This is a genomic window from Asanoa sp. WMMD1127 (assembly GCF_029626225.1).
In the GTDB taxonomy this organism is placed as follows: domain Bacteria; phylum Actinomycetota; class Actinomycetes; order Mycobacteriales; family Micromonosporaceae; genus Asanoa.
In genome coordinates this window covers 4,926,700-4,940,195 of record NZ_JARUBP010000001.1, presented here as the reverse complement: position 1 = coordinate 4,940,195, position 13,496 = coordinate 4,926,700, and the positions used below count along the sequence as shown (strand labels likewise).

The 13,496-nt window shown below is 71.3% G+C and carries 17 protein-coding genes; 11 read left to right on the top strand and 6 right to left on the bottom strand.

The window, feature by feature from the left end:
* Positions 1-85 precede the first annotated feature (85 nt).
* Positions 86-829 (top strand): SDR family oxidoreductase, encoded by a 744-nt coding sequence (locus O7635_RS23675; protein ID WP_278082652.1) that lies wholly within the window; start codon positions 86-88, stop codon positions 827-829.
* A gap of 26 nt (positions 830-855) precedes the next feature.
* Positions 856-1,734, top strand: a complete 879-nt coding sequence (locus O7635_RS23670; protein WP_278082651.1) for an RNA polymerase sigma-70 factor — start codon at positions 856-858, stop codon at positions 1,732-1,734.
* A 6-nt stretch (positions 1,735-1,740) separates the two neighbouring features.
* Here O7635_RS23670 and O7635_RS23665 read toward each other — a convergent pair whose 3' ends face one another.
* Positions 1,741-2,766: a D-2-hydroxyacid dehydrogenase gene (locus O7635_RS23665; protein ID WP_278082650.1), complete on the bottom strand. Its 1,026-nt coding sequence runs from the start codon at positions 2,764-2,766 to the stop codon at positions 1,741-1,743.
* Between the two features lie 27 nt (positions 2,767-2,793).
* Here O7635_RS23665 and O7635_RS23660 point away from each other — a divergent pair, with 27 nt between their 5' ends.
* Complete coding sequence (locus tag O7635_RS23660; RefSeq protein WP_278082649.1) at positions 2,794-3,174, top strand: VOC family protein; 381 nt, start codon at positions 2,794-2,796, stop codon at positions 3,172-3,174.
* A 257-nt stretch (positions 3,175-3,431) separates the two neighbouring features.
* Here the strand turns inward: O7635_RS23660 and O7635_RS23655 are convergent, their stop codons facing one another.
* Complete coding sequence (locus tag O7635_RS23655; RefSeq protein WP_278082648.1) at positions 3,432-4,010, bottom strand: TetR/AcrR family transcriptional regulator; 579 nt, start codon at positions 4,008-4,010, stop codon at positions 3,432-3,434.
* A gap of 59 nt (positions 4,011-4,069) precedes the next feature.
* Between O7635_RS23655 and O7635_RS23650 the strand changes: the two genes are divergently transcribed.
* Positions 4,070-4,468, top strand: coding sequence for a nuclear transport factor 2 family protein (locus tag O7635_RS23650; RefSeq protein ID WP_278082647.1), 399 nt, complete (start codon positions 4,070-4,072; stop codon positions 4,466-4,468).
* Between the two features lie 160 nt (positions 4,469-4,628).
* Here the strand turns inward: O7635_RS23650 and O7635_RS23645 are convergent, their stop codons facing one another.
* Positions 4,629-5,078, bottom strand: a complete 450-nt coding sequence (locus tag O7635_RS23645) for a MarR family transcriptional regulator (RefSeq protein WP_278082646.1) — start codon at positions 5,076-5,078, stop codon at positions 4,629-4,631.
* Positions 5,079-5,153: 75 nt separating this feature from the next.
* On the opposite strand from O7635_RS23645, the gene O7635_RS23640 reads away from it, so the two are divergent.
* The 4 genes from O7635_RS23640 to O7635_RS23625 all read left to right on the top strand — a co-directional run bounded on the left by O7635_RS23640 (position 5,154) and on the right by O7635_RS23625 (position 7,622).
* On the top strand, positions 5,154-5,693 hold the full coding sequence (locus O7635_RS23640) for a GNAT family N-acetyltransferase (RefSeq protein WP_278082645.1): 540 nt from the start codon (positions 5,154-5,156) through the stop codon (positions 5,691-5,693).
* Positions 5,694-5,767: 74 nt separating this feature from the next.
* The gene (locus O7635_RS23635) at positions 5,768-5,890 is read left to right on the top strand and encodes a hypothetical protein (RefSeq protein ID WP_278082644.1); all 123 of its coding nucleotides are present in this window, start codon (positions 5,768-5,770) and stop codon (positions 5,888-5,890) included.
* A gap of 49 nt (positions 5,891-5,939) precedes the next feature.
* Positions 5,940-7,112, top strand: a complete 1,173-nt coding sequence (locus tag O7635_RS23630; RefSeq protein WP_278082643.1) for a monooxygenase — start codon at positions 5,940-5,942, stop codon at positions 7,110-7,112.
* Between the two features lie 63 nt (positions 7,113-7,175).
* Positions 7,176-7,622 carry a nitroreductase family deazaflavin-dependent oxidoreductase gene (locus O7635_RS23625; protein WP_278082642.1) on the top strand — a complete coding sequence of 149 codons (447 nt, stop codon included), beginning with the start codon at positions 7,176-7,178 and terminating at the stop codon, positions 7,620-7,622.
* On the opposite strand, the gene O7635_RS23620 is transcribed toward O7635_RS23625, so the two are convergent.
* Complete coding sequence (locus O7635_RS23620; protein WP_278082641.1) at positions 7,619-7,822, bottom strand: hypothetical protein; 204 nt, start codon at positions 7,820-7,822, stop codon at positions 7,619-7,621. The genes O7635_RS23625 and O7635_RS23620 overlap by 4 nt on opposite strands.
* A gap of 165 nt (positions 7,823-7,987) precedes the next feature.
* Between O7635_RS23620 and O7635_RS23615 the strand changes: the two genes are divergently transcribed.
* Both O7635_RS23615 and O7635_RS23610 read left to right on the top strand, forming a co-directional pair.
* A complete protein-coding gene (locus O7635_RS23615; RefSeq protein WP_278082640.1) occupies positions 7,988-8,779 on the top strand; it encodes an SDR family NAD(P)-dependent oxidoreductase in 792 nt (263 codons plus the stop codon).
* Positions 8,780-8,841: 62 nt separating this feature from the next.
* The gene (locus tag O7635_RS23610) at positions 8,842-9,336 is read left to right on the top strand and encodes a hemerythrin domain-containing protein (protein WP_278082639.1); all 495 of its coding nucleotides are present in this window, start codon (positions 8,842-8,844) and stop codon (positions 9,334-9,336) included.
* A 43-nt stretch (positions 9,337-9,379) separates the two neighbouring features.
* Here O7635_RS23610 and O7635_RS23605 read toward each other — a convergent pair whose 3' ends face one another.
* Entirely contained in the window at positions 9,380-9,835 is a 456-nt protein-coding gene (locus tag O7635_RS23605) for a hypothetical protein (RefSeq protein ID WP_278082638.1), read from the bottom strand.
* Between the two features lies 1 nt (position 9,836).
* Complete coding sequence (locus O7635_RS23600; protein ID WP_278082637.1) at positions 9,837-12,155, bottom strand: nitrate reductase; 2,319 nt, start codon at positions 12,153-12,155, stop codon at positions 9,837-9,839.
* A gap of 76 nt (positions 12,156-12,231) precedes the next feature.
* Here O7635_RS23600 and O7635_RS23595 point away from each other — a divergent pair, with 76 nt between their 5' ends.
* Complete coding sequence (locus tag O7635_RS23595) at positions 12,232-13,449, top strand: cytochrome P450 (protein ID WP_278082636.1); 1,218 nt, start codon at positions 12,232-12,234, stop codon at positions 13,447-13,449.
* The last annotated feature ends 47 nt before the right edge of the window (positions 13,450-13,496 follow it).

Here is a 13,496-nt window from a genome sequence, read left to right as displayed (position 1 = left end):
GCTGTCACAGATCGGGACGCCTATCCGGTCGAACTCTCGGCGGCGCGACACCGTGCCGCGCGAGACTGACCGGAGGGGTTTTCAGATGAAGATCGTGGTTTTCGGCGGGACCGGGCTGATCGGTTCTCAGGTGGTGAGCCTGCTGAAGCAGGCGGGGCACGAGGCGGTGCCGCAGTCGCCGTCGACCGGCGTCAACACCGTGACCGGGGAGGGTCTGGCCGGCGCGCTCGACGGGGCCGACGTGGTGGTCGACGTCACCAACTCACCGTCGTTCGCGCCGGATGACGTGATGGAGTTCTTCACGAAGTCGACCGGCAACCTGCTCGCCGCGGAGCGGGCGGCCGGGGTGGGCCACCACGTGGCGCTGTCGATCGTCGGCGCCGAGCGCAGCCCGGACAGCGGCTACCTGCCCGCGAAGGTCGTGCAGGAGAGGCTGATCGCCGAGTCGGGTGTCCCGTACACCGTGGTCCGGGCGACGCAGTTCTTCGAGTTCCTGGGCGGCATCGCCGACTCCGCCACCGACGGCGACACGGTGCGCATCGCGCCGGTGTCGTTCCAGCCGATCGCGTCCGCCGACGTGGCCAGGGCGGTCGCCGACGCCGCGACGGCGCCGGCGGTCAACGGGGCGGTCGAGGTGGCCGGGCCGCAGCGCATGCGGTTCGACGAGGTGATCCGGGAGGCGCTGGCCGCCAAGGGCGACCCGCGCGAGGTCGTCGCCGACCCGGCGGCCCCGTACTTCGGGCAGGTCATGGCCGACGACACGATCGTGCCGACCGGCGACTACCGCGCGGGCGCCGTCACACTGGCCGACTGGCGCGCCCGGCAGTAGGGCCCAAGCGTGGCTAGGGTTGTCGGGTGACCGGCGCCGACGACGTTACCGCCGAGGACCTCGCGCAGTTCGAGGCCGTACGCGGACGGCTCTTCGGCATCGCGTACCGGATGCTGGGTTCGGTCAGCGATGCCGAAGACGTCGTCCAGGAGGCGTGGATGCGTTGGCAGCGCACCGATCGCCGGAAGGTCGACAACCCCGCCGCGTTCCTGTCCACCACCGCCACCCGGCTCGCCATCAACGCCGCCACGAGCGCGCGGGCGCGGCGCGAGTCCTACGTCGGGCCGTGGCTGCCCGAGCCCGTCGACACCAGTGCCGACCCCGCGCTCGGCGCCGAACGGGCGGCCGCGCTCGAGATGGGCGTGCTGCTGCTGATGGAGCGGCTGGCGCCGGCCGAGCGGGCGGCCTACATCCTGCGCGAGGCCTTCGGGTACGCGCACCGCCAGGTGGCCGAGGTCCTCGAGACCAGCGAGGCCAACGCGCGGCAGCTGGTCAGCCGGGCCCGCCGGCACATCACCGCGGAGCGCACGTCGCCGGTCGACCGCGTCCAGCACCGCCGCCTGATCGACGGTTTCCTGGCCGCCTCGCGCGACGGCGACCTGGCCGCCTTCGAGCAGCTGCTGGCCGGCGACGTGGTGGCCCGCAACGACGGCGGCGGCCGGGTGCACGCGGCCCGCAAGGACATCGCCGGCCCCGACCGCGTGCGCAACTTCCTCGACAACGTGCTGCGGAAGTTCTGGAGCACGTCGACGTTCCGCCCGGTCGAGGCCAACGGCGAGACCGGCGTCCTGGTGCTGACCGCCGAGGGCACGCCGGAGGCGCTGATCGCCCTGACCGCCTCCGCCGGCGGCATCGACCAGCTGTTCATCGTCGCCAACCCCGACAAGCTCCGCCAGTTCGCCTGAGCGGGCTCAGTAGCCGAGGTCGCGCCGGTAGAGGTTGCGCAGCTCCCGGCCGTCCAACCAGCGGTGCAGGTTGTCGACGAACAGGTCGGTGAGGGCGGCGTTCTCGGTGTCCACAGTGGCCGCCAAGTGCGGTGAGACGAGCACGTTGGGCAGGTCCCACAACGGGGACCCGGGCGGCAGCGGCTCGGTCTCGAACACGTCGAGCGCCGCGCCGGTCAGGGCGCCGCTGCGCAGCGCGTCGACGAGCGCCGCCTCGTCGACCACGGGGCCGCGGCCGATGTTGACGACGATCGCGCCCCGTTTGAGGCGGGCGATCCGGGCCGCGGACAGCAGGCCCCGCGTCTCGTCGGTGAGCGGGGTGCACAGCACCAGCACGTCGGTGCGCGGCAGCAGGTCGTCCAGCTCGTCCGTGGAGAAGACCGGACCGGGCAGGTCGTACGCCCGGCCGGGTCGACCCACGGCGAGCACGCGCGTGCCGAGCGCGACGAAGCTGTCGACCACCCGGCGGCCGATCCCGCCGAGCCCGACGACGGTGACGGTGCGGCCGGCGAGCTGCGCGGTCGTGTAGCGCTCCCAGCGGTGCGCGACCTGCCGCTCCCGCAGCTGCGGCACGCCCTTGACGAAGTGCAGCGCGCCCAGCACCGCGAACTCGGCGAGGGGCACCGCGTGCAACCCCGCGCCGGTCGTCATGACCAGGTCGCTAAGGTCCAGCCCGGCCCGCCTGACCTTCTCGCCGATGCCGGCGCTGGTGCCCTGCACCCACCGCAGCCGCGGCGCCCGGACCGGCAGCTCGGCCGGCGCCTGCCAGTCGAAGTCGAACGACACGTCCGCGGCGGCCAGCGCGGCCTCCCACCGCTCCTGCTGGGCCGCGGTGAGCTGCCGCGGCGTGCCGGTGTGGTCGCACCTGTAGCGCGGCACCGGCACGATCTCCGGCTCGTAGATCACGTCGACCCGAGGGTCGGCGTCGGCGATCCGCCGCACGAGATCGGGTTCGAGATAGGTGGCGATCAGCACGTTCAGCCGGGGAGACATGCCCAAGACCGTATTAGGCTGCCGCGCATGACCAGCCGGGTGGGCGACATCGTCATCGACTGCGCCGACCCGGAGCTGCTGGCCGGCTTCTGGAGCGGTGTGCTCGGCTACCGCGTCTTCGCCCGCGACGAGACCGGCGTCGCCATCCGGGGCGCGACCGTCAGCCCCGACATCCTGTTCATCCGGGTGCCGGAGCCCAAGATGACGAAGAACCGGCTGCACTTCGACGTCTGCCCGACGGACGGCGACCAGGACACGGAGCTGGCCCGCCTGCTGTCCCTGGGCGCCCGCCACTCACCGATCCAGGCGGGCGGCTCGTGGGTGGTCCTGGAGGACCCGGAGGGCAACGAGTTCTGCCTGATGGCCAAACGCATCCCCGCCGAGCCGGAGCCGTTCCACGAGCCGTGACCGCGGGTCAGTCGGCCTGGGCGCCAGCTTTCCCTTGCGGTGCTCGGTGGACGGCATTTGCATGACGAGTGCTTCGTCGTGCAGGTCAGCGCGGCCGAGACCCGCGTTCAAGCCTTCCACGAACGAGCGGCAGTCGTGGCGCGCTACGTCGCTTGACGAATCGAATGGCTGGACTCCGGTCCCGCCGACTTTCCAGAAGTGCCGATGAGCGGATCGGCCCCTCATGTGTCGGGAGGGTCGCCCAGCCGGCGTCCACGTCACCCGCGGTGGCGGTCTTGGTGGGTCTGGGTGGCTAAGCCGGTGTGGAGCATCGCGACCAGGCGGCGTGCGTTGTCGACGTCGGTGGTGAGCGCTGCGCCGCTGGCCAGTGCGAGAACGTCGGTGGCGGTGACGCCCTGGCGGAGCATTGGTTGAGCACGCCGCACGAGAGCGCTTGCGGTGGTGGTGATGTCGGCGTGCCATTGCTCGAACATCGGCGTACGCCGTCCGTCCGGGATGTCGGTCGCCGCCAAGGCGAGTGGTCGTTTGGTCGCCACGTGCGTGACGAACGCGTCGAGCCAGCTGAAGAGCGCCTTGATCGGTGAGGGCTCGGCCAGGAGCCGGTTGCCGTAGTCGCATAGTGCCGTGACCTCGTCGGCGTAGAGGGCGGCTAGCAACTCAGCGCGGGTCGGGAAGTGCCGGTACAGCGTGGCATTGCCGAGGCCGGCACGCCGGGCGACCTCATCGAGCGGGACCTCACTACCGAACTCCGCCACGAGTTCACGAGTCGCGGTGATCAGGCGTTCCCTGTTGCGCTGTGCGTCGGATCGAGGTCGGCGCTTGCTATCCGGGGACATCCCCACATATGGTACGGCAAATAAACGGGGATGACCCCACTTCGGCGAAGGGGTACATGATGCTCAGCACCGAGGACCGGTTCGCCATCGCAGACGTGATCAACATGCACGGGCACCTGACCGACCGTGGCGACTTCGACGCCATGCCCACGCTGTTCACCGAGGACGTCACCTACGACGTCAGCGCCCTCGGCGGTGGCGTGCTCACCGGGCTGGCGGACCTGCGGGTTGCCGCGCTCGAACTCGGCGAGGCGAACCCCCTCGCCCACCACGTCACGAACATCGTCCTGCGGGAAGCACCCGACGGAACGGTCCACGCCATGTCGAAATATCTCGGCGTCGCGACGGACGGCTCCGTCGCCAGCGGAACCTACGACGACACTCTCCGACACGGCCACAAAGGCTGGCGAATCACACACCGGGTCATTCGCCCGCGCCGCGTTCCACTCCAACCATGACGACGCCCGCCTGAAAAGCCCTTTGATCTTCTTTGGGGTGTTGGGCCGTCCTGGACGCAACCGAGGGGTCGGTGACAGCGCCCGGTCGCAGCGATATCTGTCCCCTTCGGAACGTCGTCGATGTGCGGGCAGGTCTCGCCGTGCCGGAGGACTGCCTGGATCAGGTGCCGAGATCCGTCCTGAGACGGGCGGCGTGCCGACGCTGATTGGCCAGTGCGACGCTCAGAAACCGCTCGATCACGCCTAGCTCGGCCAGGGTGAATCCCGCCAGCTCGGTATGCGCATCGGCCACGATGGGCCCCCAGATTTCCGCGCTGAGCCGTTCCGCCTCGTCGGTGAGGTGGACCAGGACACGCCGGCGATCAGTTGTGTCGCGGACCCGCCGGACCAGCCCGGCACGCTCCATCCGGTCCACAGCTGTCGTCATCGCCCCACCGGTCAGTCCGGCGGCGACAGCCAGCTCGCTCGCCGTCTGCGGGCCGCGCGCGCTCAGTCGGCTCAGGCAACGCAGATCGGTCCGGTTGATGCCCAGGCGACGGGCCGCGAGCTCATCGATGAGATCCGTCGCATCCTGCAGCTCCTGCACCGCCGCCGTGGTCGAACCCAGCATGGATTCCTTTGACAATCTAATCCTTAGATAATTAAAGTTTATCCGATGAGGCAAGCTTACCCTGCTGGAGGTCCGATGTCAGAGCAACCGATCCGCCTGCGCGTCGCCGCCCCGGCCGACCTACCCCGCCTGCTCGAGCTCATGGACTCGGTCCTCAGCTGGCTTGTCGCCCGCGGCCGCACGCAGCAGTGGGGCGACGTGCCGTTCTCGCGAATCCCAGGCTTCCCCGACCGGGTCGCGGACTGGATCGCCCAACGCGTGATCACGCTGGCCGAACGTGGCACTGACTGCGTCGGCATACTCGCCATGGCACCCGTCGTCCCACAACGCATACCCGCAGGACTCGTGCCGGCGAGCGCCATGTTCGTGCATACCGTGATGACCGAGCGCGGACCGCGCGGGCGAGGCGTCGGTTCCCTACTCATGCAAGAGGCGGAGCGGCAGGCCCGAGCCGCCTCAGCACCAGCAGTGGCACTGGACCACTGGGCCGGCAGCGACGAACTCCAGCGCATCTACCACAAGCACGGCTACACCCCGGTTGGCGAATACAACGACGAGCGGGCTAACGCCCCGACCCGCAACGTCGTGCAGGTGCTCCACCTACCGAGCACCTGAGACCGTCAGCCGCGACGACTTGCCGTCCACACAACGGCGCACCCGTCTCGCTGTTCGGCGCGGTCGTTGTGCTGGTGGTGCTGACCCTGCCGTCGGCCCGCAAGCGCCACGAGCAGGCGGTGGCCATGGGCATCGCCGACGTGCCACCGGAGCCCGCCGAGCTGCACCTGAGCCTGACTCACCACCGGAAGTCCTGACGCTCGCGCGCAGTGTCTCGCCGGAGCGGTTCGGGATATATTGCCATCCATGTCCCGACGTTCCGTGCTCGTCGCGGTCCTGACCATTTGCGCACTCGCCCTCGTGGCCTGCGGTGCCGACGGCGGTGACGGCGGCGGTGGCGCGAGCCCGCCGCCGCCCAGCGGGCCGGCGTCCGCGCATGCCGGTCACGGCGGCACGCCGCCGCCCGCGCAGCCGCTGCGCGCCGGTGAGCGGTTCGTCGAGGCCGGCCTGGACCGGCCGTTCACCCCCGACCCGCCGGCCGACGACGCCGACGAATACCGGTGCTTCGTCGTCGACCCCGAGCTCACCGCGCCAGCGTTTCTGACCGGCAGCGAGTTCCTGCCGCAGAACCGCGACATCGTCCACCACGCGATCTTCTTCCGGGTGTCGCCGGACGACGCCAAGCGGGTGCGGGCCCACGACGCCGCGACCGACGGCGACGGGTGGCGGTGTTTCGGCGACGCGGGGATCGGGGGTTCGCCCGAGTGGGTGGCGAGCTGGGCTCCCGGCAGCGGCGAGTCGATCTATCCCGCGGGCGTCGGCTTCGAGCTGGGCGCGGGCAGCCTGCTGGTGATGCAGATCCACTACAGCCTGCTGGCCACCGGCGGCAAGGCGGGCGCGGCCGACCGGTCCGGCATCAAGCTGCGGCTGGCCGGCGGCGACCGCACTCCCCTGCGGACCACCCTGCTGCCGGCCCCCGTGGAGCTGCCGTGCGCGCCGGGCGAGAGCGGCGAACTGTGCGACCGCGACCGGGCGGTGGCCGACGTGGTGCGGCGGTTCGGCGACCAGGCGGGGCAGACCGCCGACGGGCTCAGCCGGCTCTGCGGTGGCGCCGCCCGGCCCGGGCCGACCCAGTCCTGCGAACGGCGGGTGACCCGCACGGCCAAGCTCTACGGCGTGGGCGGCCACATGCACCTGCTCGGCCGGTCGATCAAGGTCGAGCTCAACCCCGGCACCCCGCAGGCCCGCACGCTGCTCGACGTGCCGACGTTCAACTTCGACGACCAGGCCGTACGTCCGGTCGGGGGCGACGTCACCGTCAAGCCGGGCGACACGTACCGGGTGACCTGCACCCACGACGCGGGCCTGCGGCAGCGACTGCCGGCCCTGCGCAAGCTGCCGCCGCGCTACGTGGTCTGGGGCGAGGGCACCGCCGACGAGATGTGCCTGGCGGTGGTCGTCGAGGCGCCGGCCGCTTAGCCGGTCCGGGGAAATCGAGGTAGCTTCACGTTCACCCCCCGATCGCACGACGAGGAGCCCCCTGTGCCTCTGACCGGTGACTACGCGCCCAGCCCCAGCGACTGGGCCCGCAAGCAGGCCGAGCTGTTCGAAAGCACCGACGGCGAGCAGGGCAACACCCTGCGTGGCCGGCCGATCATCCTGCTGACCTCGCTAGGCGCGAAGAGCGGCAAGATCCGCAAGACTCCGCTGATGCGGGTCGAGCACGACGGCGAATATGCGGTCGTCGCATCACAGGGCGGCGCTCCCACGCACCCCGTCTGGTACCACAACCTGGTCGCCCACCCACACGTCGAGCTGCAGGACGGCGCGGTCCGCAAGGACTACGTCGCCCGGGAGGTGACCGGCGACGAGCGCGCCCTGTGGTGGAAGCGCGCCACCGCGACCTGGCCCGACTACGACGACTACCAGACCAAGACGGACCGCGTGATCCCGGTCTTCGTGTTGACGCCGAAGGAGCCGAAGGACTAGTTCCCGGACTGCAGGTTCGGCGCGTCCGGGTCGGTGGCGCCCTGCGGCAGGACGGACGTGTCGGAGCGCTCGTCCGCCTTGCCCGCGGGACGGCCGGCCTGGTCGCCCGACGGCTTGCTGGTGCCCGCGTCGCGTGAGCCCTTCGGCCCGCGCGCCGACTGCGGCTCTTCCTCGAGGTGCTTGCCCGGCTTCTCGTCCATGACCGAAACCTCCCCCAGAGTTCGGATGCCCGATACGCCTGTTTCGCCCTTCTAGTGCCCTGCCCCACGGCGGCGAAACGCGGACGACCGCGCCGAACCGCAGGATTAGCCCAGGGGATCCCGGGCACCCCGGGTGGGTTCACGGACACCAGGAGGTTCCCCATCATGACTACGTCCGAGCGCCCGTTCGCGGTGGTCACCGGCGCGTCCAGCGGCATCGGCTACGAGCTGGCCCGCCAGTTCGCCACCAACGGTTTCGACGTGCTGGTCGCCGCGGAGGACGCCGACATCGAGCGGGCCGGCGACGCGCTGCGCCGCGACGGCACCATCCAGGTCAAGGCCGTCCAGGTCGACCTGGCCACACCCGAGGGGGTCGAGCGGCTCTGGTCCGCCATCGACCGGCCCGTCGACGCGATCGCGATCAACGCCGGGCGGGGCGCCGGCGGCGCGTTCGTCTCCGACACGACGCTCGACGACGAGCTCAACATCGTCGACCTCAACGTCCGCTCGACCGTGCACCTGGCCAAGCGGGTCGTCCCCGACATGGTGGACCGCGGCGCGGGCCGGGTGCTGTTCACCTCGTCGATCGCCTCCGCGATGCCCGGCTCGTTCCAGGCCGTCTACAACGCCTCGAAGTCGTTCGTGCAGTCGTTCGCGGAGGCCCTGCGCAACGAGCTCAAGGACACGGGCGTGACCGTGACGTCGCTGATGCCCGGCCCGACAGACACCGAGTTCTTCGACCGCGCCGAGATGCAGGACACCAAGGTCGGCTCCGGCAGGAAGGACGACCCGGCGAAGGTCGCGGAGCAGGGCTTCAAGGCGCTGATGAAGGGCGACGACCACGTCGTGGCCGGCTCGTTCATGAACAAGGTGCAGGCGGTGGCCGCGAAGGTCGCGCCGGACACGGCCAAGGCGGAGATGCACCGGAAGATGGCCGAGCCCGGTTCGGGCGAATAGACGTTTGCCGGGCACGAGCGCGGGTAACGGCCGTCGCACCAGACGCTTCCCCCGGAGGACCGATGTCGACGGACGCGATCGTGCTGCTCAAGCAGGATCACAAGGAAATCAAGAAGCTGTTCAAGGCGTTCCAGGACACCGACAGCGACAAGCGCAAGGGCGAGCTGGTCGACAAGATCATCGAAGAGCTCACCGTGCACACGTACATCGAAAACGAGTGCATGTATCCGGAGACCCGCCAGCTGCTGCCGGACCTCGAGGACGACGTGCTCGAGTCCTACGAGGAGCACCACGTCGCCGACGTGCTCTGCATCGAGCTGGCCTCGATGTCGCCCGACGACGAGCGCTTCGAGGCCAAGACGATGGTGCTGATCGAGAACGTCACGCACCACATCGAGGAAGAGGAAGAGGAGTGGTTCCCCAAGGTCCGCGAGGGCCTCGGGCGCAAGAAGCTCCAGGAGATCGGCGCGCGGATGCTCGAGCTCAAGGAGAAGGCGCCGCGCCGGCCCAGCGAGCCCGGCGCGCTCAAGAAGGCGATCGACGCGCTGACCGCATGAGCCTGGTGGCGTAGGGTCCCCAGCCCTACGCCACCACCAGCGCCTACGCCACCACCAGCGCCTGTGGCGCCGCCGCCTTCATCCGCGTGCGCAGCCAGGCCAGCTGGATCGAGGTCTGCTGCTCGCACTCCTCCACGACCGTCGACAGGTCGTCGTCGCGCAGGCCCGCGGCGGCCTGTCCGAGCACCGTCCACGTGATGTCGGCGTAGCTGGCCATCAGGTAGAGGTCGTGCAGGTCCCGCAGCAGGCCGAGCCCGCCGGACCGGGCGCCGGCGAACAGGTCCGCGTGCAGCCGCTCGGGCTCCGCCGGGGCCTCCTCCGAGTAGCGTTCGACGAACGGCGCCAGCTTCTCGACGTGCTGGTCGCACTGCGCCGCCAGCCGCGCGGTCAGGTGGAACACGTCCGCCTCCTCCGCGTGCGCCTGCGCCACCTCCCGATAGGCGGAGGCCAGGTTGCCCTCCGCCCGGTGCAGCAGGCCGAGATAGTGCGCCACGTGCATCTCAGTCCTCCATCCGGGTGACCCGCACGGCGGCGGTCTTGAACAGCGGCTGCTTCGACACCGGGTCCCACGCGGTCAGCGTCAGCTCGTTGGCCGCCCGCCCGTCCGGCCGGTCGCCCGTCGTGTCCCACCATCCATAGTGGAACGGCACGAAGACCACACCACGGCGTACGCCCTCGAGCCGCGCCGGCGCCACCACCGCGCCCCGGGGTGACTCGATCCGGACGCGGTCCCCGTCGCCGATGCCGGCCGCCGCGGCGTCGTCCGGGTGCAGCTCGACCCACACGTCCGGCGCGGCCGCGTTCAGCTCCGGCGCCCGGCCGGTCTTCGTGCGGGTGTGGAAGTGATAGACCGTGCGCCCGGTGGTCAGCTGGAGGGGATACGCCTCGTCGGGCACCTCCGGCGAGGGCTGGTAGTCGGCCGGGTGCAGGAACGCCCGCCCGCCCGGCTGCTTGGCCCGATATTCGGAGGCGGTGAACTCGGCCCCGGTGACCAGATCCTGGCCGTAGGTCTCGCAGAAGTCGGGATCGGTGTGGAAGGTGCCGTCGGTGTAGAGCCGCTCCGTGCCGTCGGGCGCCTCGTCCGTGCACGGCCACTGCACGCCGCTGCCGCCGCGCAGCTTCGCGTAGGACAGCCCGGAGTAGTCGCACGGCCGGCCCCGCGACGCCGCACGCCACGCGGCGAAGACCTCCTCGGGCGAGGTCCAGGGCACCAGCGGCGGGCCGTCCCGGTCGCGGAAGTCCATCCGGCGCGCGTAGTCGAGGAAGATGTCGAGGTCGGCGCGGGCCTCGCCGGGCGGCTCGACCGCCTTGTCCGACAGGTGCACCGTGCGGTCGGCGTTGGTGAACGTGCCCGTCTTCTCGCCCCAGGTCGCCCCGGGCAGCACCACGTCGGCGAACTCGGCGGTCTCCGTCAGGAACAGGTCCTGCACGACGAGGAAGAGCCCTTCCTGGGCGAGGATCCGGCGGATCCGGGCTAGCTCCGGCATGCTCACGGCCGGGTTCGTGGCGCTGATCCACAGGAACCGGATCGAGCCCTGCTCGGCGTAGCGGAACAGCTGCATGGCGTGGGTCGGCGGCGACCAGCTGGGAATGATCCGCTGGTCGACGTTCCAGAGCCTCGCCAGCTCGGCCACGTGCTCCGGGTTGGCCCAGTTGCGGAAGCCCGGCAGGTCGCCGTCGGCGCCGCACTCGCGGTTGTTCTGCGCGGTGGGCTGGCCGTTCATCTGCAGCAGCCCCGCGCCCGGCCGGCCGATCATCCCGCGCAGCAGGTGCAGGTTGTTGACCTGGCAGGCCGCGGCGGTGGCCTGGTTGGACTGGTAGAAGCCCTGCAGCACGGTGGAGAGCAGCCGGCGGGCGCCACCGAGCAGCTCCGCGGCCCGCTCGACGTCGGCCGCGGCCACGTCGCAGATCTCCGCCACCCGCCGCGGCGGGTAGCCCTCGACCGTCCTCGCCAGCGCCTCGAACCCGATCGTGTGGGCGGCCACATAGGACTCGTCGACCCACCCGCGCCGAATGACCTCGCGCAGCAGCCCGTTGACCAGCGCGACGTTGGTGCCGGGGCGGACAGCGAGGTGCACGTCGGCCTCACGGGCGACCGGCGTGTCGCGCGGGTCGACGGCCAGCATCGCGGGCGGGTCACCGCCCCGCCGGCGGTCGAGCATCCGGCTCCACAGCACGGTCTGGGTGGCGGCGACGTTGTGGCCCCACAGGGCGATCGCGTCGCAGTGGTCGACGTCGGCGTACGAGCCGGGCTGCCCGTCGGTGCCGAAGCTGGCCTTCAGCGACGCCGCGGCGGTGGCGGTGCACAGCCGGGTGTTGCCGTCCATGTGCGGCGTGCCGATGCCGGCCTTGCCGATGACGGCGAGCGCATAGTATTCCTCCAGGAACAGCTGCCCGGTGGTGTAGAAGCCGAACCGCCCCCAGCCGCCCGGCCCGTCGAGCAACTCGCGTGACCGGTCCACGACGCGGCCCATGGCGGTGTCCCAGTCGGTCTCGACCAGCCGACCGCCCTCGCGCACCAGCGGCCGGGTGAGCCGATCGGCGCTGTTGTTGGCCTGCCAGCCGAAGAGGTCCTTGGGCCCGAGGCGGCCGCGGTTGATCCGGTCGACCGCCCGGCCCCGGACCCCGGCGATCCGACCGTCCTTGACCGCGATGTCCATCGCGTCGCCGTTGGAGTGCAGCAGCGACGCCGACTGCGCCCACCGGTCGACGTCACCCTCGGTGAGGCCTTCGGCGAGTTGCACGTCGACGCGCGACGGCCACTCCGATCCGGACCCGTACGGCGTACGGGCACCCCAGGGGTCGGCGATCCTGTCCATCCGGTTCGGGTACCCCGCCCGGGGCCAACGTCAACATCGGGGTTTGCGCACCGGGCGACCGGGAAGCGTTGTCGGCATGACGGTGTCGATTCGGGACAGCTCCGCCGCACTGCTGCTCAAGGGTTACGCCTGGCTACCCGACGAGCGCCGCCGATCCCCCGACGGGGTGGTGGTGACCCGGCTGATGGGTCAGCCCGCCTTCGGAATCGCCGGCCCGGCCGCGGCCCGCTGGTTCTACGACGAGCGGCACGTCCGGCGGTCCGGCGCCGTCCCGGGCTTCGTGCAGTCCACGCTCTTCGGCCACGGCGCCGTGCACACGCTCGACAGCCTGTCCCACCGGCACCGCAAGGCGATGTTCCTCGCCCTGTTCACCGACGACCGGATCGCCGACCTGGTCGCCCACACCGGTGCCGCCTGGGACGCGGCCGTGCCGACCTGGGCCGGCCGGCCGGTGTCGCTGTTCGACGAGTCCGCCCGCGTGCTGGCCGACGGGGTGGCCCGCTGGGTGGGCCTGCCCCGCGACTACGAGCTCGCGCACGACTGCGTGGCCATGGTCGACGGGTTCGCGACCGCCGGGCCACGGCACTGGCGGGCCCGGATCGCCCGCCGGCGCCAGGAGGACCGGCTCGCCGAGCTGGTCACCGGCCTCCGCCGGCAGGGCGGCGCGGGCGGCGACACCGCGGTCGACGTCGTCACCCACCATCGCGACGACGACGGCCACCTGCTGAGCCCACGGACCGCCGCCGTCGAGCTGCTCAACATCGTGCGGCCGACGGTCGCGGTCAGCTGGTTCGTGGCGTTCACGGGACACGCCCTGCACCACTGGCCCGCGCACCGGGCGGCCCTGCGCGACGGCGACCCGGCGTACGCCCGGGCGTTCGCGCACGAGGTCCGCCGCTTCTATCCGTTCGCGCCGTTCGTCGGCGGCCGGGCGGCCCCGGGCGGCGCCGAGTTCGCCGGGCACGCGATCCCGGAGGACGCGCTGGTCCTGCTCGACCTCTACGGCCAGAGCCACGACCCCGCACTGTGGAAGGACCCCTATCTCTTCTCCCCCGACCGGTTCCTCGGGCCCGACGCGGAGGCCGCGCTCGAGGCCTTCACGTTCGTGCCGCAGGGCGGCGGCAACCCGGCGACGGGTCACCGCTGCCCGGGCGAGCCCAACACGGTCGCGTTGCTGAGCGACCTCGCGATGCGGGTGGCCCGGCTCGACTACGCCGTGCCGCCGCAGGACCTGGCCATTCCGTTGAGCCGCATCCCGACCCGACCGCGGGACGGCATGCTCGTCACATCGTGAAACAACGCTGCGTTTCAAACTCTTGTCATAGGGAACCCATCGCCCGC

Bases quoted from the DNA above. Each gene is read 5' to 3' on its own strand.
- O7635_RS23645 (WP_278082646.1), bottom strand. From the start codon at position 5,078: ATGCTGGGTTCGACCACGGCGGCGGTGCAGGAGCTGCAGGATGCGACG.
- O7635_RS23595 (WP_278082636.1), top strand. From the start codon at position 12,232: ATGACGGTGTCGATTCGGGACAGCTCCGCCGCACTGCTGCTCAAGGGT.
- O7635_RS23650 (WP_278082647.1), top strand. From the start codon at position 4,070: ATGCTCAGCACCGAGGACCGGTTCGCCATCGCAGACGTGATCAACATG.
- O7635_RS23600 (WP_278082637.1), bottom strand. From the start codon at position 12,155: ATGGACAGGATCGCCGACCCCTGGGGTGCCCGTACGCCGTACGGGTCC.
- O7635_RS23605 (WP_278082638.1), bottom strand. From the start codon at position 9,835: ATGCACGTGGCGCACTATCTCGGCCTGCTGCACCGGGCGGAGGGCAAC.
- O7635_RS23640 (WP_278082645.1), top strand. From the start codon at position 5,154: ATGTCAGAGCAACCGATCCGCCTGCGCGTCGCCGCCCCGGCCGACCTA.
- O7635_RS23675 (WP_278082652.1), top strand. From the start codon at position 86: ATGAAGATCGTGGTTTTCGGCGGGACCGGGCTGATCGGTTCTCAGGTG.
- O7635_RS23610 (WP_278082639.1), top strand. From the start codon at position 8,842: ATGTCGACGGACGCGATCGTGCTGCTCAAGCAGGATCACAAGGAAATC.
- O7635_RS23630 (WP_278082643.1), top strand. From the start codon at position 5,940: ATGTCCCGACGTTCCGTGCTCGTCGCGGTCCTGACCATTTGCGCACTC.
- O7635_RS23620 (WP_278082641.1), bottom strand. From the start codon at position 7,822: ATGGACGAGAAGCCGGGCAAGCACCTCGAGGAAGAGCCGCAGTCGGCG.
- O7635_RS23655 (WP_278082648.1), bottom strand. From the start codon at position 4,010: ATGTCCCCGGATAGCAAGCGCCGACCTCGATCCGACGCACAGCGCAAC.
- O7635_RS23615 (WP_278082640.1), top strand. From the start codon at position 7,988: ATGACTACGTCCGAGCGCCCGTTCGCGGTGGTCACCGGCGCGTCCAGC.
- O7635_RS23660 (WP_278082649.1), top strand. From the start codon at position 2,794: ATGACCAGCCGGGTGGGCGACATCGTCATCGACTGCGCCGACCCGGAG.
- O7635_RS23665 (WP_278082650.1), bottom strand. From the start codon at position 2,766: ATGTCTCCCCGGCTGAACGTGCTGATCGCCACCTATCTCGAACCCGAT.